Origin of the sequence: Duganella radicis (assembly GCF_009720825.1) — a bacterium.
Lineage (GTDB): Bacteria > Pseudomonadota > Gammaproteobacteria > Burkholderiales > Burkholderiaceae_D > Rugamonas > Rugamonas radicis.
Genome location: NZ_WNKY01000005.1, coordinates 14,815 through 36,932, shown reverse-complemented (window position 1 = coordinate 36,932; position 22,118 = coordinate 14,815). Strand labels below are relative to the sequence as shown.

General features: G+C 65.1%; 17 protein-coding genes. 8 read left to right on the top strand and 9 right to left on the bottom strand.

From position 1 onward, the window contains the following. Nucleotides 1–41: 41 nt before the first annotated feature. Both GM676_RS07380 and GM676_RS07375 read right to left on the bottom strand, forming a co-directional pair. On the bottom strand, nucleotides 42–1,001 hold the full coding sequence (locus GM676_RS07380; protein ID WP_155462821.1) for an alpha/beta fold hydrolase: 960 nt from the start codon (nucleotides 999–1,001) through the stop codon (nucleotides 42–44). A gap of 15 nt (nucleotides 1,002–1,016) precedes the next feature. Continuing rightward, entirely contained in the window at nucleotides 1,017–1,715 is a 699-nt protein-coding gene (locus tag GM676_RS07375; RefSeq protein WP_155462819.1) for a dienelactone hydrolase family protein, read from the bottom strand. A gap of 254 nt (nucleotides 1,716–1,969) precedes the next feature. On the opposite strand from GM676_RS07375, the gene GM676_RS07370 reads away from it, so the two are divergent. The 3 genes from GM676_RS07370 to GM676_RS07360 are packed head-to-tail and all read left to right on the top strand — an operon-like array spanning nucleotide 1,970 to nucleotide 5,141. Continuing rightward, nucleotides 1,970–3,178: an efflux RND transporter periplasmic adaptor subunit gene (locus GM676_RS07370; RefSeq protein WP_371866143.1), complete on the top strand. Its 1,209-nt coding sequence runs from the start codon at nucleotides 1,970–1,972 to the stop codon at nucleotides 3,176–3,178. After that, on the top strand, nucleotides 3,175–3,912 hold the full coding sequence (locus tag GM676_RS07365; protein WP_371866142.1) for an ABC transporter ATP-binding protein: 738 nt from the start codon (nucleotides 3,175–3,177) through the stop codon (nucleotides 3,910–3,912). The genes GM676_RS07370 and GM676_RS07365 overlap by 4 nt, the downstream gene beginning before the upstream one ends. A gap of 5 nt (nucleotides 3,913–3,917) precedes the next feature. After that, nucleotides 3,918–5,141: an ABC transporter permease gene (locus GM676_RS07360; protein ID WP_229262574.1), complete on the top strand. Its 1,224-nt coding sequence runs from the start codon at nucleotides 3,918–3,920 to the stop codon at nucleotides 5,139–5,141. On the opposite strand, the gene GM676_RS07355 is transcribed toward GM676_RS07360, so the two are convergent. Further along, nucleotides 5,142–5,603: a hypothetical protein gene (locus GM676_RS07355; RefSeq protein WP_155462815.1), complete on the bottom strand. Its 462-nt coding sequence runs from the start codon at nucleotides 5,601–5,603 to the stop codon at nucleotides 5,142–5,144. 159 nt (nucleotides 5,604–5,762) lie between these two features. On the opposite strand from GM676_RS07355, the gene GM676_RS07350 reads away from it, so the two are divergent. The 5 genes from GM676_RS07350 to GM676_RS07330 all read left to right on the top strand — a co-directional run bounded on the left by GM676_RS07350 (nucleotide 5,763) and on the right by GM676_RS07330 (nucleotide 15,029). Beyond that, nucleotides 5,763–7,046, top strand: a complete 1,284-nt coding sequence (locus tag GM676_RS07350; protein ID WP_155462813.1) for a BNR repeat-containing protein — start codon at nucleotides 5,763–5,765, stop codon at nucleotides 7,044–7,046. A gap of 43 nt (nucleotides 7,047–7,089) precedes the next feature. Then, nucleotides 7,090–8,622: a S10 family peptidase gene (locus GM676_RS07345; protein ID WP_155462811.1), complete on the top strand. Its 1,533-nt coding sequence runs from the start codon at nucleotides 7,090–7,092 to the stop codon at nucleotides 8,620–8,622. Between the two features lie 223 nt (nucleotides 8,623–8,845). Beyond that, the gene (locus GM676_RS07340; RefSeq protein WP_155462809.1) at nucleotides 8,846–11,920 is read left to right on the top strand and encodes a TonB-dependent receptor; all 3,075 of its coding nucleotides are present in this window, start codon (nucleotides 8,846–8,848) and stop codon (nucleotides 11,918–11,920) included. Nucleotides 11,921–12,039: 119 nt separating this feature from the next. After that, nucleotides 12,040–13,635 carry a GH35 family beta-galactosidase gene (locus tag GM676_RS07335; protein WP_229262573.1) on the top strand — a complete coding sequence of 532 codons (1,596 nt, stop codon included), beginning with the start codon at nucleotides 12,040–12,042 and terminating at the stop codon, nucleotides 13,633–13,635. Nucleotides 13,636–13,658: 23 nt separating this feature from the next. Continuing rightward, nucleotides 13,659–15,029: an enolase C-terminal domain-like protein gene (locus tag GM676_RS07330; RefSeq protein ID WP_155462805.1), complete on the top strand. Its 1,371-nt coding sequence runs from the start codon at nucleotides 13,659–13,661 to the stop codon at nucleotides 15,027–15,029. Here the strand turns inward: GM676_RS07330 and dsbD are convergent. The 6 genes from dsbD to mrtJ are packed head-to-tail and all read right to left on the bottom strand — an operon-like array spanning nucleotide 15,013 to nucleotide 22,108. Next, nucleotides 15,013–16,875: a protein-disulfide reductase DsbD gene (gene dsbD / locus GM676_RS07325; RefSeq protein WP_170304245.1), complete on the bottom strand. Its 1,863-nt coding sequence runs from the start codon at nucleotides 16,873–16,875 to the stop codon at nucleotides 15,013–15,015. The genes GM676_RS07330 and dsbD overlap by 17 nt on opposite strands. Further along, a complete protein-coding gene (locus GM676_RS07320) occupies nucleotides 16,872–17,765 on the bottom strand; it encodes an FAD:protein FMN transferase (protein ID WP_155462801.1) in 894 nt (297 codons plus the stop codon). Before GM676_RS07320 ends, dsbD begins: the two co-directional genes overlap by 4 nt. Next, the gene (locus tag GM676_RS07315) at nucleotides 17,759–18,892 is read right to left on the bottom strand and encodes a DUF3570 domain-containing protein (protein ID WP_155462799.1); all 1,134 of its coding nucleotides are present in this window, start codon (nucleotides 18,890–18,892) and stop codon (nucleotides 17,759–17,761) included. Before GM676_RS07315 ends, GM676_RS07320 begins: the two co-directional genes overlap by 7 nt. Nucleotides 18,893–18,903: 11 nt before the next feature. Then, entirely contained in the window at nucleotides 18,904–19,125 is a 222-nt protein-coding gene (locus GM676_RS07310) for a DUF4266 domain-containing protein (RefSeq protein ID WP_155462797.1), read from the bottom strand. Continuing rightward, nucleotides 19,122–21,752, bottom strand: a complete 2,631-nt coding sequence (locus GM676_RS07305; protein WP_308936681.1) for a choice-of-anchor D domain-containing protein — start codon at nucleotides 21,750–21,752, stop codon at nucleotides 19,122–19,124. The genes GM676_RS07310 and GM676_RS07305 overlap by 4 nt, the downstream gene beginning before the upstream one ends. Nucleotides 21,753–21,769: 17 nt before the next feature. Continuing rightward, on the bottom strand, nucleotides 21,770–22,108 hold the full coding sequence (mrtJ, locus tag GM676_RS32920) for a JDVT-CTERM system glutamic-type intramembrane protease MrtJ (RefSeq protein ID WP_170304244.1): 339 nt from the start codon (nucleotides 22,106–22,108) through the stop codon (nucleotides 21,770–21,772). Nucleotides 22,109–22,118: the final 10 nt, after the last annotated feature.

The following is a 22,118-nucleotide window of genomic DNA, read 5'->3' as shown; positions in this document are numbered from 1 at the left end:
CAGAAAAAAACCGCCCGGAGGCGGTTTTTGGCTTTTACGATTTACGACTTGGCGAAAGCCAGGAAATCGTTATTGAATTTATCTTTATGTGTATCGGTCAGGCCATGCGGCGCGCCTGGATACACGATCAATTTTGCGTTCTTCACAATCTTGGCCGAGGCGATGCCGGCCGCCTTGATCGGCACGATCTGGTCGTCGTCGCCGTGGATGATCAGGGTCGGCTTGTCGAACTTTTTCAGGTCGTCGCGGAAGTCGGTTTCCGAGAAGGCCTTGATCGAGTCGTAGGTGTTTTTGAAACCACCCTGCATGCCCTGCGAGTACCAGGCCTGGATGATGCCCTGCGATGGCTTGGCGCCCGGACGGTTGTAGTTGTAGAACGGGCCGGAGGCGATATCGAGGTACAGCTGGCCGCGGTCCGCCACCTGGCCGGCGCGGATGCCGTCGAACACCGCGATCGGCAGCCCGTCCGGGTTGGTGTCGGTCTTCAGCATCAGCGGCGGCACCGCCGAGATCAGGCCCAGCTTGGCGATGCGCCTGGTGCCGTGACGGCCGACGTAGCGCGCCACTTCACCGCCGCCGGTGGAGAAGCCGGCCAGGATGATGTTTTTCAAATCCAGCGCCTCGATCAGCTGCGCCAGGTCGTCGGCGTAGTGGTCCATGTCGTTGCCATCCCAGGGTTGGCTGGAACGGCCGTGGCCACGGCGGTCGTGGGTGATGACGCGGAAGCCGTTATTGGCCAGGAAGAACGCCGCCGATTCCCAGCTGTCCGAGCTCAGTGGCCAACCGTGGCTGAGGATCACTGGCTGGCCGTTGCGTGGGCCCCAGTCCTTGTAATAGATGTCGACGCCATCGCGGGTGGTGATGGTGGCGACGGTCCTGGTCACTTTGCCGGCCGGCGCAGCGACGGCTTCGGTGCTGACCGCGGCCATGGCGGTGGCGGCTGCGGCGACAGCACTGCCAACCATGGCGGAACGGCGGGATGGATTGATTTGGTCAGACATGGTTTTCTCCTGAGGTTAAGACAAATGGTGTTTGAAGAAGGCGTCGGTGCGGGCATTGGCCAGCGTGGCGGCGGCGCTGTCGTAGTGGTTGCCGCCGGGGCGCGCGAAGGCGTGGTTGCAACCGGGGTAGCTATGCAGCTCGATGTTCGGATTGGCCTTGAAGGCGGCGCCGATGATGGCCTGCGCTTCCTTGCCGATGTACTCGTCCTCTTCGGCCAGGTGATACAGCAACGGCTTGCTCACGCTGCCCGCTTCGGCCGCGTACTTCTCGGTGCCGCCGCCGTAGTAGGACACGAAGACGTCGGCGTCGGCGCGCGCCGCGGTCAGGTAGGTCATCAAACCGCCGAGGCAGTAACCGGTGACGCCGACCTTGCCGCTGGCGCCGTGCAGCGTGCGCGCGGCGGCCACGGTGGCGGCGATGTCGCCGACGCCGCCGTCGAAGTCATAGGCGCTGTACAGCGCGAAGCCGCGCGCCCAGTCGCCCGGTTCGGCCTCGGACATGTCGAGGCCCGGATCGGCGCGCCAGAACAAGTCCGGTGCGACCGCGATATAGCCTTTGGCGGCATAGTCGTCGGCGATGCTGCGGATGCCGGCGTTGACGCCGAAGATCTCCTGCAACACCACGATCACTGGCGCGCTGGCGAGGTTGCCCGGCCGCGCTACGTAGCAGTTGAAACTGCCGTCGGCGACCTTGATGGTGAGGGTTTCTGGCATGATGTCCTCCGTTGATTGGAGTGCTCATCTTAGGGACGATTCCCCGGCTTGAGAACGGAGATTCCTGCAAAGCCGAATTGCAATTTTGCATATCCCACCACGCAGGTAGAACGGCGTGACCCGGAAGAGGTAGAAAAACGGTGAGTTGCTTTAAATATAAATCTGTCTGATACTTGCCGGGCCGATCCGCACGTCGCCGGGTCTCACTACGGAACATATTGAAAACAATGGCTTTCCTGACCAAAAAGAAGCTCGTGCTCGCAGTTGGTTTGTTGGTGATTGTCGGCGGCGCCGGCGCGTTCTATTCCAAAAGCAAGACCCCTGTGGTGGAAGCGCCACGATTCCGCACCGCGCCCGCCGATACGGGCAATATCACGCAGTCGGTGACGGCGACCGGCACCATTAACCCGGTTGCGCTGATCAATATCGGCTCGCAGGTATCGGGCACGGTCAGCGAGTTGAAGGCGGATTTCAACGATCACGTGACCAAGGGCCAGGTGCTGCTGAAACTGGATCCGACCATCTTCAACGCGCAGATCCGCCAGGCCGAGGCGCAACTGGCGTCGGCGCGCGCGTCGCTGCGGCTGGCGCAGGCCACGCACTCGCGCAATCAGACACTGGTGACGCAGAGCTTCATCTCGCCGCTGGCGCTGGACCAGTCCAAACGCGAGGTGGATGTGGCGCAGGCCAATATCCAGCTGGCGGAAGCGCAGCTGGCGCGCGCGCAGGCGGACCTCAACAACTCGGTGATCCGCGCGCCGATCGACGGCGTGATCATCAAGCGCACCGTGGATCTGGGGCAGACGGTGGCGGCATCCTTCACCACGCCGCAGCTGTTCCAGATCGCGCGCGACCTGACCAAGATGCAGATCGACACCAGCGTCTCCGAGGCGGACGTCGGCTCGCTCAAGGAGGGGCAGGAGGCGCGCTTCGTGGTGGATGCCTATCCGGACAAGGAATTCAGCGCGCGCATGCGCCAGTTCCGCCTGGCCGCCAACGTGGTGCAGAACGTGGTGACGTATAACGTGGTGCTGGACGTGGATAACCAGGACGAGCTGCTCAAGCCGGGCATGACGGCGCAGGTGCGGCTGCTGGTGGGGAACCGCCAGAACGTGCTGCGCGTGCCCACCGCCGCATTGCGCTTCCGCTTGAGCGATGAGGAGATCGAGAAGCAGAAGAAGCTGGCGGCCGCCTCGGCTTCCGCTTCCGCTTCCGCCTCGGCTTCGGCGTCCGCTTCGGCCACCGCCGCCGCGCAGGACGACGACGCCGGCTTCCGCAGCAAGGCCGACCTGGCGCGCCTGTTCCGCATCTACACGCTGGACGCGAAGAACCAGCCGAAGGCACAGGAAGTGAAAATCGGCCTGTCCAACTTCCGCTACACCGAAATCGTCGGCGGCGATCTGAAGAAGGGCGATCAGGTCATCACCCGCGCCATCGGCAATGAGAAGGAAGGTGGCATGTGACGACACGGGAAAATGCGCTGCTGATCGATATCCGGCAGGTCACCAAGAGCTACTTCTCCGGCAGCGTGGAAACGCAGGTGCTGTTCGGCGTCGACCTGGCCGTGCCGCGTGGCGACTTCCTGGCGGTGATGGGCCAATCCGGCTCCGGCAAGTCGACGCTGATGAATATCTTCGGCTGTCTCGATCAAGCCACCGGCGGCAGCTACTTCCTCAACGGCGTCGACACGCTCACGCTGTCGCGCAACGAACTGGCCAGCATCCGCAACCGCACCATCGGCTTTGTGTTCCAGAGCTTTAACCTGATCAAGCGCATGAGCGTGGCGGAGAACGTGGCGCTGCCGCTGATCTATGCCGGCGTGTCGCGCGCCAAGGCGCACGCCAAGGCCTTGCTGGAGCTGGAGCGGGTCGGCCTGAAGGACATGGCCAAACGCACCCCCAACCAGCTGTCCGGCGGCCAGCAGCAGCGCGTGGCGATCGCGCGCGCGCTGGTGGGCGATCCGCCGCTGATCCTGGCCGACGAACCGACCGGCAATCTCGATACGCACACCAGTGAGGAAATCATGCGCTCCTTCCAGCAGCTGAACGAGGAACGCGGCATCACCATCCTGCTGGTGACGCACGAGCCGGATATCGCCGCCTATAGCAAGCGGCTGGTGCGCCTGAAGGATGGCCGCGTGCTGTACGACGGCCCGTCCGCCGAAGGCTTGCAGCAAATGAACGCCATAACCGTATAAATAATATGAACTTTATACAGATCGTCGTCGAATCGTTCCGTTCCATGCTGGCGAACCGGCTGCGCACCTTGCTGACCATGTTGGGCATCATCATCGGCATCACCTCGGTAGTGTTGCTGCTGGCGGTGGGCGACAGCATGAAGCGCTTCATCGCCAAGGAGCTGGAGCAGCTGGGCACCAATATGCTGTTCATCTCTCCCGGCGGCGACCGCGCGCAGCAACAGCGCCTGCGCAACGGCGCCCAGCCGGCGCTGACCATCCGCGATGCGGCGGCGCTGAACGAATTGCCATCGCTGGCCGGTGCGGCGCCGGTGCTGCAAGGCGGTTTCAATCTGGCGGTCGGCAACGAGAATGCCTCCAAGACGGTGCACGGCGTGACGCCGGCCATGTTCAAGATCCGTGGCTGGAAGGTCGACAAGGGCAGCGCCTTCAGCGATGCCGACGTGCGGGCCTCGGCGCGGATGGTGGTCATCGGCCGCAAGATCGCCGACCAGTTCTTCTACAAGCAGGACCCGCTGGGTAAATTCATCCGCATCGAGAACGTCGCGTTCCAGGTGGTGGGCGTGTTGTACGGCGAAGGCAAGCAGGTCGACGGCGGCGACTTGAGCGAGTATGTGATCGTGCCGATTACGGCGGCCGCGGCCAATCTGGTGAAGGTGCAGTTCCCCGGCAATGTGCACTACGTGGTGGCGCAGGGCAGGTCCGGCGGCAATTTGCGGGACGCCATCCAGGACATCAACGAAACCTTGCGCGACCGCCACCACATCAAGATCGACCAGCCGGACGACTTCCGCATCGATAACCTGGCGTCGTTCGCCGAGACGGCGCAGAAGATCAGCGCCGGCATCGCGCTGCTGCTAGGCCTGATCGGCGCGATATCGCTGGTGGTGGGCGGCATCGGCATCATGAACATCATGCTGGTGTCGGTCACCGAGCGCACGCGCGAAATCGGCATCCGCATGGCGATCGGCGCCAAGCCGCGCGATGTGCTGTTGCAGTTTTTGACCGAGGCGGTGGTGATCTGCCTGGTGGGCGGCATCTTCGGCATCCTGCTGGCCAGCGGCGCGGCGGCGGGGATTACCGCGACCGGCAAGTTCGATGTGATCATCACCTTGCGCGCGGTGATTGTGGCGTGCGGCTTTTCCAGTCTGGTGGGCGTGTTCTTCGGCTTCTACCCGGCGCGGCGCGCGTCGCGCCTGCTGCCGGTGGATTGCCTGCGCTACGAATAATCAGTAATCGAACTTGTTACTGCGGCCGCCGGCCTTGTGGTAGATGGTGTGCTCGGCGCGCTCCTCGCGCAGCTGTTCGCGGCGTTCGCGGGTGGCGCGCGCGCGTTCCTCGCGGCGGGCGTTCTGCTCGTCGATGCGGTATTGCGTGGCCAGGCCCCGCTTGCTGTTCTGGAGCAGGCCGATTTTCTGCCGCATGGCGGCGGCCCACAGCAAAAAGATCACCAGCAGCGCCAGTACGTAAATGGTCTGCCAGATGCCGTAGTTCTGGCTGATGATGGGCAGCAGCGGCGCGCCGTCCTCCAGCCAGCCCTGTCCCAGCACGCCGAGCGTGGCCGCCGCCGCGCCCAGCGCGAGCGTCTTGGCGATCATCCAGCGGCTGGCCTTGATGCGCGACTCCCAGAAGGTGTGCGGATCGTCGTGCAGCTGGTCGAGATAGGGGGTATGGTCGTGTTGCGTGGTCATAGCGACAATATTTTAGGACGCCGATAATGCGGCAGGAATTATCGCATAGTTTGCCACTGGGAAACTATGTTGGTATTGATCTACGCTATGCTTTTTGCATATGGTTGGGGACGCAAAATGTATTGGCTGGGGCGCGCCGGTTTGCGTAGCATGGATTGCATGATTAAACGATTACTCATCGCGGCCGTCGCTGCCGCATCGCTGCACGCCGTGGCCGCTCCGATTGTGTCGGTGGTGGGCGACGGCTGGGCCAACAACTCCGTCAACGCGGTGGTGTTCCGCAAGAATTCGCTGGTGACGCAGGGCGACACGCAGTACGTGGCCTACTACGACGCCGAGCGCTACCTCGTGCTGGGCAAGCGCGCGCTGGGCAGCACGCGGTGGACCACGCGCCGCACGCCATGGCAGGGCAATGCGGCCGATGCGCACAACAGCATCAGCATCATGGTGGACGGCGCGGGCTATCTGCATGTCTCCTGGGACCATCACAACAATCCGCTCCGTTACGCGCGCGGCGTGGCGCCCGGATCGCTGGAGCTGGGGCCGAAACAGGCCATGACCGGCGCCGATGAGAACGAGGTGTCGTATCCAGAGTTCCACCGCCTGCCGAACGGGAACCTGCTGTTCTTCTACCGCCTTGGCGGGTCGGGACGCGGTGATCTGATCATCAACCGCTACGACGTCGCCACCCAGCGCTGGACACGCCTGCACACCAACCTGATCAGCGGCGAGGGCAGGCGCAACGCCTACTGGCAGGCTTTCCTCGACGCGCGCGGCACGCTGCATGTGTCGTGGGTGTGGCGCGAGTCGCCGGACGTGGCCAGCAACCATGACATGGCGTATGCGCGCTCACGCGATGGCGGCGTGACATGGGAGCGTTCCGACGGCACGCCATACGCGCTGCCGATCAACGCCGCCAGCGCCGAATACGCGCTGCGCATCCCGCAGCATTCCGAGTTGATCAACCAGACTTCGATGGCGGCCGACGGCGAGGGCCGGCCTTACATCGCCAGCTACTGGCGCGATGCCGGTTCCAGCGTGCCGCAGTATCACGTCATCTATCACACCGGATCGGCGTGGCAGGTGCGCTCGCTGGATTTCCGCAAGACGCCGTTCTCTCTGGGCGGGCAGGGCACCAAGCGGATTCCGATTGCGCGCCCGCAGATCATGGTCGGCGCGGCCGGTGCGCTGCTGGTGTTCCGCGATGAGGAGCGCGGCGGCAAAGTCTCGCTGGCGCGCACGCAGGACATCGCGCATGGCGCATGGCAGGTGCAGGATCTGAGCGCGGCATCGGTCGGCGCATGGGAGCCAAGCTACGATACCGAGTTGTGGCGCCGCAGCGGAATTCTCAGTTTATTTGTCCAGAATGTTCAACAAGTTGATGGCGAAGGACAGGCTTTTGTGCCGCCGTCGCCGGTGACGGTACTGGACTGGACGCCGTAGCGCTTCCTCACTACCATAGGCTCTTTCAACCCTGAGAGATGCCATGAAATCCAAGCTTGCCCTTGCAGTGCTGCTGGCCATAAGCACAGCCGCCTACGCTCAGGACGCCGACAAGGCGCCCGCCCTCAGCAAAGAACGCGCCGCCGAATTGCAGGCCAGCGAGCGCCTGCTCAAGCCGGACTCGCAAGTCAGCAAAACCGGCCAGGTCACCATCAAGGGCAAGGTGGTGCCGTACAAAGTCACGGCCGGCACGCAGCCGGTGTGGGACAAGGATGGCAAGGTGCAGGCCTCGCTGTTCTACACCTACTACCAGCGCAGCGATGTCAGCGACAAGGGCAAACGCCCGCTGGTGATCTCCTTTAACGGCGGCCCCGGTTCGGCCTCGGTGTGGATGCACATCGCCTACACCGGCCCCAAAGTCCTCAACCTGGACGCGGAAGGTTATCCAATCCAGCCTTACGGCGTGAAGGACAATCCGCACTCCATTCTCGACGTGGCGGATATCGTTTATATCGATCCGGTCAACACCGGCTTCTCGCGCATTTTGGACGGCAAGGCCGACCGCGCGCGCTTCTTTGGCGTGAATGCGGACATCCAGTATCTGGCCGAGTGGGTCAGCACCTTCGTGTCGCGCGAAGGCCGCTGGACTTCGCCCAAGTACCTGATCGGCGAAAGCTACGGCACCTCGCGCGTGGCCGGCCTGGCGCTGGAGCTGCAAAACGCCCAGTGGATGTATCTGAACGGCGTGGTGCTGGTGTCGCCGACGGAGCTGGGCATCAAGCGCGATGGCGCGGTGGATGACGCTTTAAAGCTGCCGTACTACGCGGCCACCGCCTGGTATCAGAAGGTGCTGCCGGCCGATCTGCAAGCCAGGGACTTGAAGGACGTGTTGCCGGAAGTGGAAGCCTTCACCACCGATGAACTGCTGCCGGCGCTGGCCAAGGGCGGTTTCCTCGACGCCCAGCAAAAGGCGCAAATCGCCGCCAAGGTGGCGCGCTATTCCGGCTTGTCGCTGGAGTACGTGGTGCAGAACAATCTGGCGGTGCAACCGCAGCAGTTCTGGAAGGAGCTGTTGCGCAAGCAGGGCAGGACCGTCGGCCGTCTGGACTCGCGCTACCTCGGCATCGACAAGACCGATGCCGGCGACAAGGTGGATTACAACGCCGAGCTGACCTCGTGGCTGCACTCGTTCACGCCAGCCATCAACCAGTACCTGCGCAATGACCTCGGCTACAAGACCGACATCAAGTACAACCTGTTCGGCGATGTGCATCCGTGGGACTTCAAGAACGAGAAGACCGGCGAGAATCTACGTCTGGCGATGGCGGCCAACCCGTATCTGAAAGTGTTCATCCAGTCCGGCTACTACGACGGTGCCTGCACCTACTTCGACGCCAAGTACACCATGTGGCAGCTGGACCCGAGCGGCAAGATGAAGGACCGCCTGAGTTTTGCCGGCTACCGCAGCGGCCACATGATGTATCTGCGTTCGGAAGACCTGGCGACCGCCAACGACGACCTGCGCAACTTCATCAAGTCCTCCACCCCGGCGCCGAACGCGCCGGCCAGGTACTGATCCGAACCCTCCGCCGGCGGCGTCCTGCCGCCGGCGTATCAATCCCGCCACACCGTCTCTCTCTGCGGCCGTGGCAAAATGGTTGCGTATAACATTTTCTGTGTAAATTCTGTTGACAACGACTTTTCAACGCTTTTACACTCAAATGATCGCGCAACCATTTCATGTTTCTGTTGCGTGGCTTATAACAATAACCCCGGCAATCCGCCGTAGGAGACTGGAAATGAAACTGAAACAACAGAAAAGTCGGCAATCGCGCCGCCAAATGGCTTTCGGCCTGACCGTCATGGCAGGTTTGATTGCGCAATCATACGCACAAGACACCGCCCCGGCCGCATCCGCGCAGGCAGACGCCGCGCCGATGACCGTGGTGCAGGTCAATGGCTATCGCAACTCGCTGCTGTCGTCGGCCAAGGACAAGAAGGAAGCGGTCGGCTTCCAGGACTCGATCAACTCCGAGGACTTCGGTAAATTCCCGGACAAGAACATCGCCGAATCGCTGAGCCGCATTCCGGGCGTGGGCGTGTCGCGCGACATCACCGGCGAAGGCTCGACCATCCAGATCCGCGGCCTGGGCTCCAGCTTTACCAAGATCCTGCTGAACGGCGCGCCGATCGCGGTGGCTTCGTCCGGCCCGATCGACGGCGCCAACACCAACCGCGAGGTTGACCTCGACCTGCTGCCGACCGACCTGTTCACCAAGCTGACCGTCAGCAAGAGCCCGACCGCCGAAATGATCGAAGGCGGCGCGGCCGGCGTGGTCAACATGCGCAGCGCGCGTCCGTTCGACAAGGAAGGCCGCACCATCTCGGCCAGCATCACCGCCACCAACCAGCAGATCGCCGACAAGACCGGCGGCCGCGGTTCCTTCCTGGCCAGCCAGACCTTCGGCAACTGGGGTATCCTCGGCGGCGTGACCTTCTCGCGCCAGCAAGTGCACACCACCGGCTGGGAAACCGTGGGCTACACCAACGCCAACCTGTCGGCGGCGCAGAACCCTGCCTCGACCCGCAACAACACCGGCGGCGGCAACTTCACCATCCCGGCCACCGTGCCGGTCGGCGCTGGCAATGGCCTGGTCACCGGCCAGGTGATCGACCAGGCGTGGCTGCTGGCGCACAACCCGGGCCTGACCATCCAGCAGATCGACAACGCCATCGTCCCGCGCCTGGGCCGCACCATGGATTACTTCGGCACCAAGGACAAGGGCTCGGCCATCTTCGCCGCCGAATACCGGCCGTCGGACAATCTGCACTTCTACCTGGACACCATGTACAGCAAGCGCGATGACAAGATGACGCGCATGGACTATGACTGGTCGGTCCGTAACGGCGGCATGATCCCGCTGAACATGACGGTCGATAAGAGCGATTGCAGCAACGGTTGCACTGTCACCGGCGGCACCTTCGCCAACACCCAGAACTTCTTCGAGCACGGCTACCGCCACGACCAGGTGGACATGAAGGGCATCAACCCTGGCATGGAATGGAAGATCACCCCGACCCTGAAACTGGACGCCCAGCTCAATTACACCAAGAGCAACTTCACCCACGAAGCGCCGACCGTGTACGTGATCACGCCGCCGAACAGCGGCAACACCGTCACCTTCAACAACAATAACGGCGGCATCCCGTCGGTGGTGGCCAGCACGGACCTGAACAACCCGGCCAGCTATGTCTGGAACACCGGCCGCGTCAACGTACAGAACGAATTCCGCACCACCGAAACCAAGGGCTTCCACAGCGATTTGACCTGGGGTGACGAGAAGTTCAACCTGAAGGGCGGTATCGCTTACGACGACATCCAGCGCCGCATCCGCGCGACCGACAACTCGGCCGCATGGCAGGCCGCCGTCTGCGGTAACAATCCTAGCGTGTTCCTGCTCGGCCCCAACGGCGCGCCTGCTTGCGACGGCGCTTCGACGCCGGGCGCCAGCGCCGCCGCGCTGTACCCAGGCTATGGCACCGGCTACACCGCCGGCGCCACCACGCCGCTGACCTATGGCGGCTCGCTGATCCCGCAAAGCAAACTGGCCAGCTACATCGTGCCTGGCCCGTACGGCAAGCCGATCATCGCGTGGGACCGCTTCGCGGCCGACTCGAATTACCAGCAGTACTACAACAACGCGCCGGCCAGCGGTTCGTCGTCGACCGGCGCCAGCTCGGGCTTCATCGGCGAGAAAACCACCGGCCTGTATTTCGAAGCCAATGGCAAGACCGAACTGGCAGGCTTCCCGACCCGCTACAACGCTGGCGTACGTTATGTCCGCACCAAGCAGTCGGTAGGTTCGCTGAATTCGATCAGCGATCCACGCAACGCCACCCTGACGCTGAACGGCAGCAAGTACCCGAACATCGACCAGTGGGTCTACCTGGATACCACCTACAACAACACCCTGCCATCGGGCACTATCGCGATCAATCTGCGCAACGACCTGGTGGCCCGCGCCGCCCTGTCGCGCAGCATGACCCGCGCCGACCCGAACGCGCTGCGTCCTGGCGTGAACTTCTCGTCGGTGTCGGCGGACGTGGGCTCGGTCGGCAATCCAGCCCTGAAACCCTACCTGTCGGACAACATCGACCTGGGCCTGGACTGGTACACCGGCCGCGAAGGCTATGTCAGCCTGACCGGTTTCCAGAAGAAGGTGGACGGCTTCACCATCAACGAGAACATCACCTCGCCATTCAGCTCGCTGGCCGCGTACGGCATCAACTACAACACGCTGACGCCGAATCAGCAGACCGCGATCAACTCGCGTGGCGGTCCGGATGTGGCCACCGTGGTGCTGACCCGTGCCCGCAACGCCGACGGCGACCTGCGTATTCGCGGCCTGGAACTGGGCTGGGTGCAACCGCTGGACAAGATCCTGCCGATCCGCGGCTTTGGCTTCAACGAAACCGCGACCTTCATCACGCAGCGCGCCAGCGGCGAAGGTTCGAATGGCTTTGTGGCGCTGGGCGTGCCTAAGCGTACCAACAACTTCTCGGTCTACTATGAGAACCACGGCTACATGGCGCGCCTGTCGCACACCTTCTCCAAGGGCAGCCAGGTGGCTGGCGCGAACCAGAACGGCATCACCAATGCCGCGCTGTTCTCGGACAACTACAAGCAGCTGGACTTCTCGTCGAGTATCGACCTGGGTGAAGTGTTCGACAAGGACGGCTGGCCAAGCCTGAGCTTTGACATCGTCAACTTGAACAACGATTCGCGCCGTACGTACTACCAGTTCAGTAACGCGAACTTCTCGCAATACTCGCCGGGCCGTACCTACTCGCTGGGTCTGCGCGCCAAGTTCTGATTGAGTTTGATCGTCTGGCCCCCGTTCTCCAACGGGGCCTTTACCCGCCCCCGCCGGGGCGGTTTTTTTTTATAAGGACAGCCATGTCTTCATCGATCCGGGCGGCAGCATGTGCGTTGATGCTGGCTCTACTCGGCACGGCGGCGCAGGCGGCGTCGCCGCCGCATTTGCGCAAGCAGGGCAGCGCCACGCAATTGATCGTCGACGACCAGCCTTTCCTGCTGCTGGGTGGCGAGCTGCATAATTCGTCCGCCTCCAGTCTGGCCTATCTGGACAAATTGTGGCCGACGCTGAAGGCGGCGGAACTCAATACCGTGCTGGCGCCGGTGGAGTGGGACCAGATCGAGCCGGTGGAAGGGCGCTTCGATTTCACAGTGCTGGACGGCGTGCTGAAACAGGCGCGCGCGCACAACACCCGTGTGGTGCTGCTGTGGTTTGGCGCATGGAAGAATTCCATGTCGACCTATGTGCCGGCATGGGTGAAGAAGGATGCGCGGCGCTTCCCGCGCGCCATCACCCGCGCCGGCGTGGCGCAGGACATTTTGACGCCATTCGGCGCCGAGACGCTGAAAGCCGATACCGCAGCCTTCCGCGCGCTGCTGGCCCACCTCAGGCAAACCGACACCCAGCACACCGCGCTGATGATCCAGGTCGAGAATGAAATCGGCATGCTGCCGGAAGTGCGCGACTACAGCGCCGCCGCCAACGCCGCGTGGCGTGCGCAGGTGCCGGCCGCGCTGACCGCATATCTGGCGGCGCACAGAGAAACTTTGCAGCCGGGCGTGAAAGCCGCGTGGGAGTCGCGCGGCGCGCGCAGCGGCGGCACCTGGGCCGAGTTGTTTGGCGACACCATCGAAACCGAAGAGATGTTCCAGGCCTGGCATTACGCCAGCTTTGTGGAGGCCCTGGCTTCCGCCGGCAAGGCCGCCTATGCGCTGCCGATGTATGTGAACGTGGCGCTGAACCGCCCTGGCAAGCGTCCGGGCGAATATCCAAGCGCCGGGCCGCTGCCGCATCTGTTCGATATCTGGAAGCCGGGCGCGCCGTCGATCGACGTGCTGGCCATCGATACCTACTTCCCCAACTTTATCCACTGGGCCAAGCAGTTCAAACGCCCGGACAATCCGCTGTTCGTGCCGGAAGCGAATCACGCCGAACGTCCGGATGCCGGCGCCGATGCCTTCTACGCCATTGGCGAGCATGACGCATTCGGCTTCTCGCCATTCGCCATCGACGATATCAAGAACGGCGATTCCTCGCTGCCGCAGGCCTACCGCGTATTGAAGCAGCTGGCGCCGGTGATCAACCAGCATCAGGGCAGCGGCAAGGTGCGCGGCTTCAAGGCGCCGATGTCGTATGAAGGCGTGGTGGACGCCGCGCCGCAGCAGGTGCGGATGGGCGGCTACACGCTCAACGTCAGCTTCAACGCGCCTTGGGAGAAGCTGCAACCGTCGGAGGTGCAGAATCGCGGCGGTCTGGTGATACAGACCGGCGACGACGAGTTCGTCGTGGCGGGCAAAGGCCTGACCATTGTCTTCGGCAGCGACGACGGCGCGCAGGTCGGCATCGAACAAGCCTTGGAAGGCACGTATGTGAACGGCCGCTGGGCCGAAGGCCGTTGGATGAACGGCGATCAAACTCACCAGGGCCGCCATATCGGCCTTGATGGCAATGCGTTTACAATCCAGCGGGTCAAGCTTTACCGCTATCGCTGATTGATTTTATCTGGAACGAATTCATGAACAATGCAAGCCCTGTAATCACTGCAATGCAGGTCATCCCGGTGGCCGGTTACGACAGCATGTTGCTGAACCTGTGCGGCGCTCACGCGCCTTTCTTCACGCGTAACCTGGTGCTGCTGACCGACAGCGCCGGCAATACCGGCATGGGCGAGGTGCCCGGCGGCGCTGGCATTCTCGCCGCGCTGGAACGCGCCGTGCCGCTGGTGGTGGGCACGCAGATCGGCCGCTACAACCGCACGCTGAACGCGCTGCGCGCCGCCATCGCCGGCCAGGATACGGCCGGCCAGCAGTATCAGGTGACGTCGGATGCGGAGGCCGCGGTGTTGAAGCAGCCGCACGAAATCAATCTGCGCCTGGAGAATGTGGTGACGGCGGTGGAGGCGGCGCTGCTCGATTTGCTGGGCCAGCACCTCGGCGTGCCGGTATGCGAACTACTGGGCGCCGGCCAGCAGCGCGACAGCGTGCCGATGCTGGCCTACCTGTTCTACATCGGCGACCGTCGCCGCACCGATCTGCCTTACCTGACGGGCGATGGCGCTTCCGGCTGGTACGCGCGCCGCCATCAGGAAGCGATGACGCCGGCCCAGATTGTAGAGCTGGCCGAAGCCACGGTGGACAAATACGGCTTCCGCGATTTCAAGTTGAAGGGCGGCGTGATGAGCGGCGCGGAGGAGATGGAAGCCGTCACCGCGATCAAGAAACGCTTCCCGGATTCGCGTGTGACGCTGGACCCGAACGGCGCCTGGTCGTTGCGCGAGGCGATTGCGCTGTGCAAGGGCCGGGGTGACGTGCTGGCTTATGCGGAAGACCCGTGCGGTCCGGAGAACGGCTATTCGGGCCGCGAGATCATGGCGGAATTCCGTCGCGCCACCGGCATTCCGACCGCCACCAATATGGTGGCCACCGACTGGCGCCAGATGGCGCACTCGCATCTGCTGGGCGCTGTCGATATTCCGCTGGCCGATCCGCATTTCTGGACCATGCAAGGTTCGGTGCGGCTGGCGCAGCTGTGCGAGCAATGGGGCTTGACCTGGGGCTCGCACTCGAACAACCACTTCGACGTGTCGCTGGCGATGTTCACCCACGCCGCCGCAGCAGCGCCCGGCCAGATCACCGCCATCGATACGCATTGGATCTGGCAGGAAGGGCAGGAGCGCCTGACGCGCGATCCGTTGCAGATCGTCGGCGGCGCGGTGCAGGTGCCGCAAAAACCGGGCCTGGGCATCGAGCCGGATATGGACCGCATCCAGGCCGCGCATGACCTCTACAAGAAGGTGGCCACCACCGCGCGCGATGACGCGATGGCGATGCGCTACCTGGTACCGGACTTTGTGTACTCGCCCAAGCGTCCTAGCTTTGTTCGCTAGTCCGTTGTAGCTGGCGCACGAAGGATTCCGGCGGCATGAAGCCGATCACGCGCGCCTGCGGCACTTCCTTGCCGCGGGCGTCGAACATGATGATGCCCGGTGGGCCGAACAGCTGGAAGCGCTTCATCAGCGCGCGGTCGTCGGCGTTGTTGGCGGTGACGTCCACCTGAATCAGCAGCATGTCCTGCATGGCGGCGGCCACGCGGCCTTCGGAAAAGGTCATGCGCTCCATCTCCTTGCAGGCCACGCACCAGTCGGCGTAGAAGTCCAGCATCACCGGCTTGTTGGTGGCGGCCAGCACCTGATCCAGTTCCGCCACCGTGCGGATGCGCTTGAAGCGCGGGCCTTCGTGGGCCGCTTGCGCGCCGCCCGCGTTGGCGGTCGTCGCGACGCCGCCGCGCAGGTGCGCCAGCGGTTGCAGCACGTCGGTGCCGGAGCTGGCCGCGCCCACCAGTTCAAACAGGCCGCCCAGCAGCATCACCACGCCCAGCGCCTTGCCGGCGTACGCGCCGATGCCCGCGCCTTGCGGCAGGCTGTCGCCGATGCGCAGGAACACCGCGCACAGGATGGCGAACGCGCCCCACAGCGCCATGTTGGCGGTCACCGGCAGCACAGGGCTGATCATCCAGATGGCCACGGCGATCAGCAGCAGGCCGAAGACTTTCTTCACGCCGTTCATCCAGCCGCCGGCGCGCGGCAGCAGGCTGCCGGCCGACAGGCCGGTCAGCAGCAGCGGCACGCTCATGCCGGTGGCCATGGCGAACAGCGCCCAGCCGCCGGTGACGGCGTTGCCGGTCTGGCTGATGTAGAGCAGGGCGCCAGCCAGCGGGCCGGCCACGCATGGACCGACGATCAACGCGGACAGTGCGCCCATGATGAAGACGCCGATCATCTTGCCGCCGCTCTGGCGTCCGCTCGACTCGGTCAGGCGGCTTTGCAGGGCGCTTGGCAGTTGCAGCTGATAGACGTCGAACATCGACAGCGCCAGCGCGAATAGCAGTGCGCCAAAGGTCAGCAGCACCCACGGTTTTTGCAGCGCGCCGGCCAGGCCTTCGCCGGCCAGGCCCGCCGCCACGCCCAGCGAGGTGTAGACCAGCGCCATGCCGATGCTGTAGGCGCCCGCCAGCAGCAAGCCGCGCTTGCGCGTCACGCTGCCTTCGCCGACGATGATCGAGGACAGGATAGGCACCATCGGCAGCACGCAGGGCGTGAACGACAGCAGCAGGCCAAACACCAGGAAGGCGCCGCCGATGCGCCACACGCTGCCGCTTTGCAGCGTGCGCTGGGCCAGCGAGGTGTCATCCTCGGCGGCGGCAGCCGGAGCGCCCTGTGCCGCGGGCGCGCCGCCCTTGGCGCCACCATCGCCCGGCGCCGCCTGCGCGTCCGCCACCACGGCACCGCCGTCGCCCGTGCCCTTCGCGGTCAGCACGCCCGGCGCCGCCGGGTTGACCGTATAGGTCAGCGCCACCGGTGGATAGCACAAGCCCGCATCCGCGCAGCCCTGATAGCCGATGGTCAGATCGAATGGCGCGTTGCCGCTCACCGGCACCTGCAATTCCAGCGTGCCGTAATACGTCTCCATCTCCTTGCCGAAGTTCTCATCGAACTTGCGCTTACCGGCCGGCAGCTGCGGCTGCGCCACGCCCGGCCCGGTGAACGACAGCCGCTCACGATACAAGTGATACCCGTCCGGCATGCTCCAGCGCAGGCTCACCGTGTGCGCATCGCGCAGTTCCGCCTTGAGCACAAAGGCCTGCTCCGGCGGCAGGAAATCGTCCGCCAACGCGGCGGGAAGCCATGCCGCCAGGATCAGCGCGCACAGCCAGTTAAAAATGGACTTCATCATGTTCTCCGAAAAATTTGCCCTTGATGGTCGATCGCCAGATAACTCATGCCCGAACGTTCGAGGAAGTCGATGCCTTCCTCCTCCAGCAGCATGGCGATGGTGGTGCAACTGCCGGCCGTGATGGCCAACGGCGCCACCACGCTGACCGAACGCCAGTACGATACCGGCATGCCGCTGCGCGGATCGAGCACATGGCAGTAGCGCCTTCCATCGACTTCAATAAACCGTTCATAGTCGCCGCTGGTGGTCAGGGCGCCACGGCTGACCGGAATGCTGGCCACCGTGGCATCCATGTCGCGCGGGTCCTGTATGCCGATATCCCACGCCTTGCCGTCGGGACGGGGGCCGAGAAAGCGGATGTCGCCGCCCAGGTTGACGTAAGCGTGCGCCACGCCGCGTTCCGCCAGCACTTCCGCCGCGCGGTCGGCGGCGTACTCCTTGCCGAAACCGCCAAAGTCCAGCTCCATGCCCTGGTGCGGCAGGAACACCGTCGACTTGTCGCGCACCACCTGCTGCCAGCCGACCAGCGGCAGCAACGCCTGCAAGGCCCGCTGTTCCGGCACCACGCCGGCGCGGAAATCCCAGGCCTTGCGCAGCACGCCGGAAGTGATGTCGAAGCGGCCGTTGCTGCTGCTGTGCAGCGCGTCTGCGTAGGTCAGCAGCGCCACCGTCTCCTTGTCGCATTCGATCTCGCAGCGGCCGGCGGCGGCATTGATGCGGCTGATCACACTGTCGCGGCGATAGCGCGAATACTTGTGCTCTATGCGGCGTACTTCGCCGATGGCGTGCGTGGCGATGTGCCGTGCCGTGTCATCGTTGGCCGCTGCGATGCGTACTTCGCAGCGGCTGCCCATGGCGGCGAAAGCGACGCCGTAGATGCTTGCTACCATAGCCGTGTGAAGCCCACTTGCAGGCTGTTGGCCCGCATCGGCGCCAGGCCCGGACTGCCGGCGCCAAACACGCGCCATGCGCCGCGCTGCTCGTAGCGCTCCAGCTTCACGTCCACGCTCCAGTCGCGGTCGATCTGCCTGGCCACCTTGAGGCCCGCCGTCACCGCACCAAACGCCGACAGGCGCTGGTCGGCCGAGGTGAAGGCGGTACCGCCGAACACATAGCCGGGCGGGAAGGGCGCGCCGGTCCTGCTGTCGTAGACCGGATCGAAGTAGAAGTCGGCCGCGCGCTGCGAATACAGGCGCAGGTTCGGCGTCAGCGTCCAGCCATTGGCCAGCGACTGCACCCACTCCCCGCTCAGCGTATGCGCACTGACGCCGAAGCTGTCGCGGTAGTAGCGGTAACTCAGGCGGCTGGTGGCGTCGGCATCGACGAAGCGGTGGTTCCACTGCGCCAGCAGGGTGTCCTGGTCGCGATTGCGCGGGCGGTTGTCCACCATCTTGTACGGGTCGGAGTAATAGCCATGGCCCTTGCTGTGGGTGTAGGTCAGCTGGCCGACATCGACCGGTGTGAAGATGCGGGTCACGCCGGCCAGCACGCTCACGGTCTGGCGGCCTTCGTTCTGGACGATGCGGTTGACCGGATTGATGGCGTCGTCCGAACCGCCCAGGCCCAATGCCCAGGTGGTGTTCTTGTCGTCGCTGTCGAAGGTCGCTTGCAGCGACAGGGCGCGCGAGCGGTAGTCATGCTCGGTGGAGAAGGCCGCGCCGACGCTGACCGTGCCGTGCGGCAGATAGCGCGTCACCGAGAGGTCGCCGGCCTTGCGCTGGTCCTCCATGCGCGAGGCGCCCGACACCGCCGTGTGATAGCGCGGCGAAGCGCCGGAGACGTCGTCCATGGTGGCGCTGGCGGACACCGACCATTCGCCGGCGATCGGCGCCATCACCGAGACCGATGGCGCGTGCACCTGCACGCGGTCGAGTCCCGGCTGGTCCTCCTTGTAATACAGGTATTTGACGCTGATGGCGCCGCGTTCTGGCGCCGCCTCGGCGTGCGCCAGGCCTGGCAGCAGCATGGCCGCCGCCAGCAGCGCTTGTCCTACGGATGGCTGTTTGTCTTTATCCATGGTGTTCCTTGTCAGTTGCAGCCGCAGCCGCCACCACCGACGGCGCTGCCGCCGGAAGCCGCTTCCTTGCTGGTGTAGATGTGCTCATTGAAGCGGGTGCCGAGCGGGTCGCCCTGCATCAGCATGTCGGCGCGCGCCACCTGGCCTTTTTCCCAGGCCTGCACCGGCGGCAGCGCACAGCCGGACAGGCCGGCCATGGCGGCGCACAGTGCGATCACGGTGCGCGCCTTCATTTGGCGGCTCCCAGCGCGGCCTTGATGCGGCTTTCCAGCGCTTCGCGGTCGGCGGGACGGAAGCCGCTGTGCTCATACAGCACCTTGCCGTCCGGCCCGATCAGCACACTGCTCGGCATGCCCTTGATGCCGTAGGTGCGCGGCGCCGTGCCGCTCGGATCGAAGGCGATCACAAACTGCGCCGGCGTGGCGGCCAGGAAGTTGCGCGCGTCGTCGGATTTGGCGTCGACGTTGATGCCGACGATCTGCAAGCCCTGTTTGCCGTAGCGTGCCTGCATCTCGTTCATCCACGGGAAGGACTGGCGGCACGGGCCGCACCACGAGGCCCAGAAGTCGATGTACACCAACTTGCCTTGATACTGATCCAGCTTCACCGCGCCATCCGGGCCGCTCAGCGCGAAGGCCGGCGCCGGCTTGCCCGGTTCCAGCGCGGAGGCCGGCGAGGGCAGCGACGACAGCGACAGCACCGCGCATGCGGCCAGCGTGCCGGCGGCAGCGGCGGCGCGCGCCTGGCGACGGCGCCACAGCAGCACGGCCGCCGCCAGCACCACCAGCAAGGCCAGCATTGGATCGTTACCATCTTTCACCGACGAGCAACCGCCGCCGCCGTGGTTCTGGGCGGAGCCGCCCGTGCCTGCCGTGGAGGCCGCGCCCTGGCCGCTCAGCGCGATGTTCCAGCTGGCGCCGGTCGCTTGCAGGGCGATGCCGCCGGCGGCGTTGCCGGTGGTGGTAGGGGTGAAGCGCACCGGCAGTTCGCACGAGGCGCCGGCGGCCAGCGTCAGCGGGAAGGCGGCGCAGGAGTTGGCGTCGGTGGCGGCCGCGTAAGGACCGCTGAAGGTGGCGCTGTTGATGGTCAGTGCCGCGCTGCCGGTATTGGTCAGCGTGAAGCGCTTGACCGGGCCGGTGTCGCCGACGATGGCGCTGCCAAAATCGAAGGACTGCGGCGCGGCGGTCAGGCTAGGCGTGGTGGTGGGCACGGCCATGCCGTTGCCGCTCAGGCGCACGGTGAACTGGGCGCCGCCGTCGGTCATCAGCAGCAGGTCGGCGGTACGCGCGCCTGCGGCGGTGGGCTTGAAGCTGGCATCGACGGTGCAGTTGGCGCTTGGGCTCACGGTGCCGTTCATGGCGCAGGTGCCGGCCAGCGCGAAGTCGCCCGGATTGCTGCCGCCCAGTACCAGCGAGGTGATCTTGAGCGCGGCGGTGCCGGTGTTGCTCAAGGTGATGCGGTGGATGGCCGCCTGCTGGCCGACTTGCGTATCGGCGAAGGCGAATGGCGCGCTGTCGTCCAGCGCGGGGCGGGCGACGGCGGACGAGGTGCCGGTGCCGGTCACGCCGACCGAGACGTCCGGCGCGTTGGAGCGCAGCAGCAAGGTGGCGCTGACGCTGCCTTCCGCCGTCGGCGCGAAGGCCAGCGGCACATTGCAGCTGGCCGCCACCGCCAGCGTGCCGCCGCAGGCGCCACTGCCGATGGTGACCGAGGCCGCGCCGCTGACCGCCACGCTGGTGAAGGTCACCGGCACGTTGCCGCGGTTGGTGACAGTCACGTTCTGGGTGAGGGCGCCCGCGCCCACGGTCTGCGATCCGAACGCCACGGCGCCAGGATTGGCGGACAGCGACGGCGCCGGCGCGCTGGCGCTGCCGCTCAGGCCGATCGCCGCGTTGCCGTTGCTGGCGTTGGAGTTCAGATTCAGGCTGGCGGCAAACGCGCCGGCCGCCGTTGGCGTGGCCAGCACGGTCACGGTGCAGCTGGCGCCGGCCGCCAGTGGCGTCGAGGTGGCGCAGCTACCGCCCAGCGTGAAGATGGACGCGTTGGCGCCGGACAGGGCGATGCCGCTGAAGGTCAGCGGCGCCTGGCCGGCGTTATTCACGGTGATGGTCTGCGCCGGCGAGGCGCTGCCGGTCACCAGCGCGCCGAAGTTCAGCGCGTTGGCCGACAACGAAATGGTCGCCGCCGGCACGGCATTGCCGGTGCCGCCCAGCGCCACGCTGCTGCCGCCGCCGGTGGCGTTGTGGCTGAAATTGAGCGAGGCGCTGCGCGCGCCGGCCGCCGCCGGGGTGAACACCACTTGCACATTGCAGTTGGCGCCCGCCGCCACCGAAGCACCTGCCGCGCAGCTGCCGCCGGTGATGGCGAAATCGCCAGAATTGGCGCCGGCCACGCCGATGGCGCTGATATTCAGCGCGGCGTTGCCGGTGTTGGTCAGGGTGGTGCTGAGCGCGGCGCTGCTCTGGCCGACGGTGGTGCCGGTGAAGGACAGGCTGGCCGGGGCCAGCGAGGCGGCCGGCGCGGCCGTCACGTTGGGATTGCCGATGAAGGCCGCCAGGTCGGCGATTTCCGCCGTGGTGAATTTGCCGTTGAACAGGGTGCCCATGCCGCCGCGATTGGCGGCAAAGGCGTTGGTGATCACGCTGGGGTTGTTGGCCGCCGCCAGGATGCCGCTCACATTATTGGCCGGGGAGGGGCCGTGGCAGGCGGCGCAGGTGCTGCCGCCGGAGGTGGGGCCGTTCAGGTAGAGCGACTTGCCGTTCAGGGCGTCGGCCGCCTGCGCGGACGGCGCCAGCGCAAGCATGGCCCACAAGCCGGTGGCGTACAGCGCGCCGTGGCGGGATGGTCGGATTCGTTTCATCGGTTCTCCAATCGAGGTTAATAACCACATGCACTGATGGCAAAGGCATTGCACAAGCCATGCAACAGAGCGCACAGCCGCCAGTCACGCCAGCGCTGGTAGGCCGCGCCGAACAGCAGGGCGGGCCAGAACACCAGCGTCGCCGCCATCAGCCCCGAGCCCAGGTGCAGGGCGCTGAAGGCGGCGGCGCTGCCCAGCAGGGCGGGCAGCGGCGTGGTCCGTTGCAGCAGCCAGTGGTGCAGCCCCGCGCGCATGATCCATTCTTCGAGCAGGGGCGCCACGAGGAGCAGACGAAACACGGCGGCCGGGTCCGGCGACAGCAGGGCGGGGCCGCACAGGGCGGTTGAGGCAAACACTGGGGCTGAG

Bases quoted from the DNA above. Each gene is read 5' to 3' on its own strand.
- GM676_RS07380 (WP_155462821.1), bottom strand. From the start codon at position 1,001: ATGTCTGACCAAATCAATCCATCCCGCCGTTCCGCCATGGTTGGCAGT.
- GM676_RS07375 (WP_155462819.1), bottom strand. From the start codon at position 1,715: ATGCCAGAAACCCTCACCATCAAGGTCGCCGACGGCAGTTTCAACTGC.
- GM676_RS07360 (WP_229262574.1), top strand. From the start codon at position 3,918: ATGAACTTTATACAGATCGTCGTCGAATCGTTCCGTTCCATGCTGGCG.
- GM676_RS07355 (WP_155462815.1), bottom strand. From the start codon at position 5,603: ATGACCACGCAACACGACCATACCCCCTATCTCGACCAGCTGCACGAC.
- GM676_RS07350 (WP_155462813.1), top strand. From the start codon at position 5,763: ATGATTAAACGATTACTCATCGCGGCCGTCGCTGCCGCATCGCTGCAC.
- GM676_RS07345 (WP_155462811.1), top strand. From the start codon at position 7,090: ATGAAATCCAAGCTTGCCCTTGCAGTGCTGCTGGCCATAAGCACAGCC.
- GM676_RS07340 (WP_155462809.1), top strand. From the start codon at position 8,846: ATGAAACTGAAACAACAGAAAAGTCGGCAATCGCGCCGCCAAATGGCT.
- GM676_RS07335 (WP_229262573.1), top strand. From the start codon at position 12,040: ATGCTGGCTCTACTCGGCACGGCGGCGCAGGCGGCGTCGCCGCCGCAT.
- GM676_RS07330 (WP_155462805.1), top strand. From the start codon at position 13,659: ATGAACAATGCAAGCCCTGTAATCACTGCAATGCAGGTCATCCCGGTG.
- dsbD (WP_170304245.1), bottom strand. From the start codon at position 16,875: ATGATGAAGTCCATTTTTAACTGGCTGTGCGCGCTGATCCTGGCGGCA.
- GM676_RS07320 (WP_155462801.1), bottom strand. From the start codon at position 17,765: ATGGTAGCAAGCATCTACGGCGTCGCTTTCGCCGCCATGGGCAGCCGC.
- GM676_RS07315 (WP_155462799.1), bottom strand. From the start codon at position 18,892: ATGGATAAAGACAAACAGCCATCCGTAGGACAAGCGCTGCTGGCGGCG.
- GM676_RS07310 (WP_155462797.1), bottom strand. From the start codon at position 19,125: ATGAAGGCGCGCACCGTGATCGCACTGTGCGCCGCCATGGCCGGCCTG.
- GM676_RS07305 (WP_308936681.1), bottom strand. From the start codon at position 21,752: ATGAAACGAATCCGACCATCCCGCCACGGCGCGCTGTACGCCACCGGC.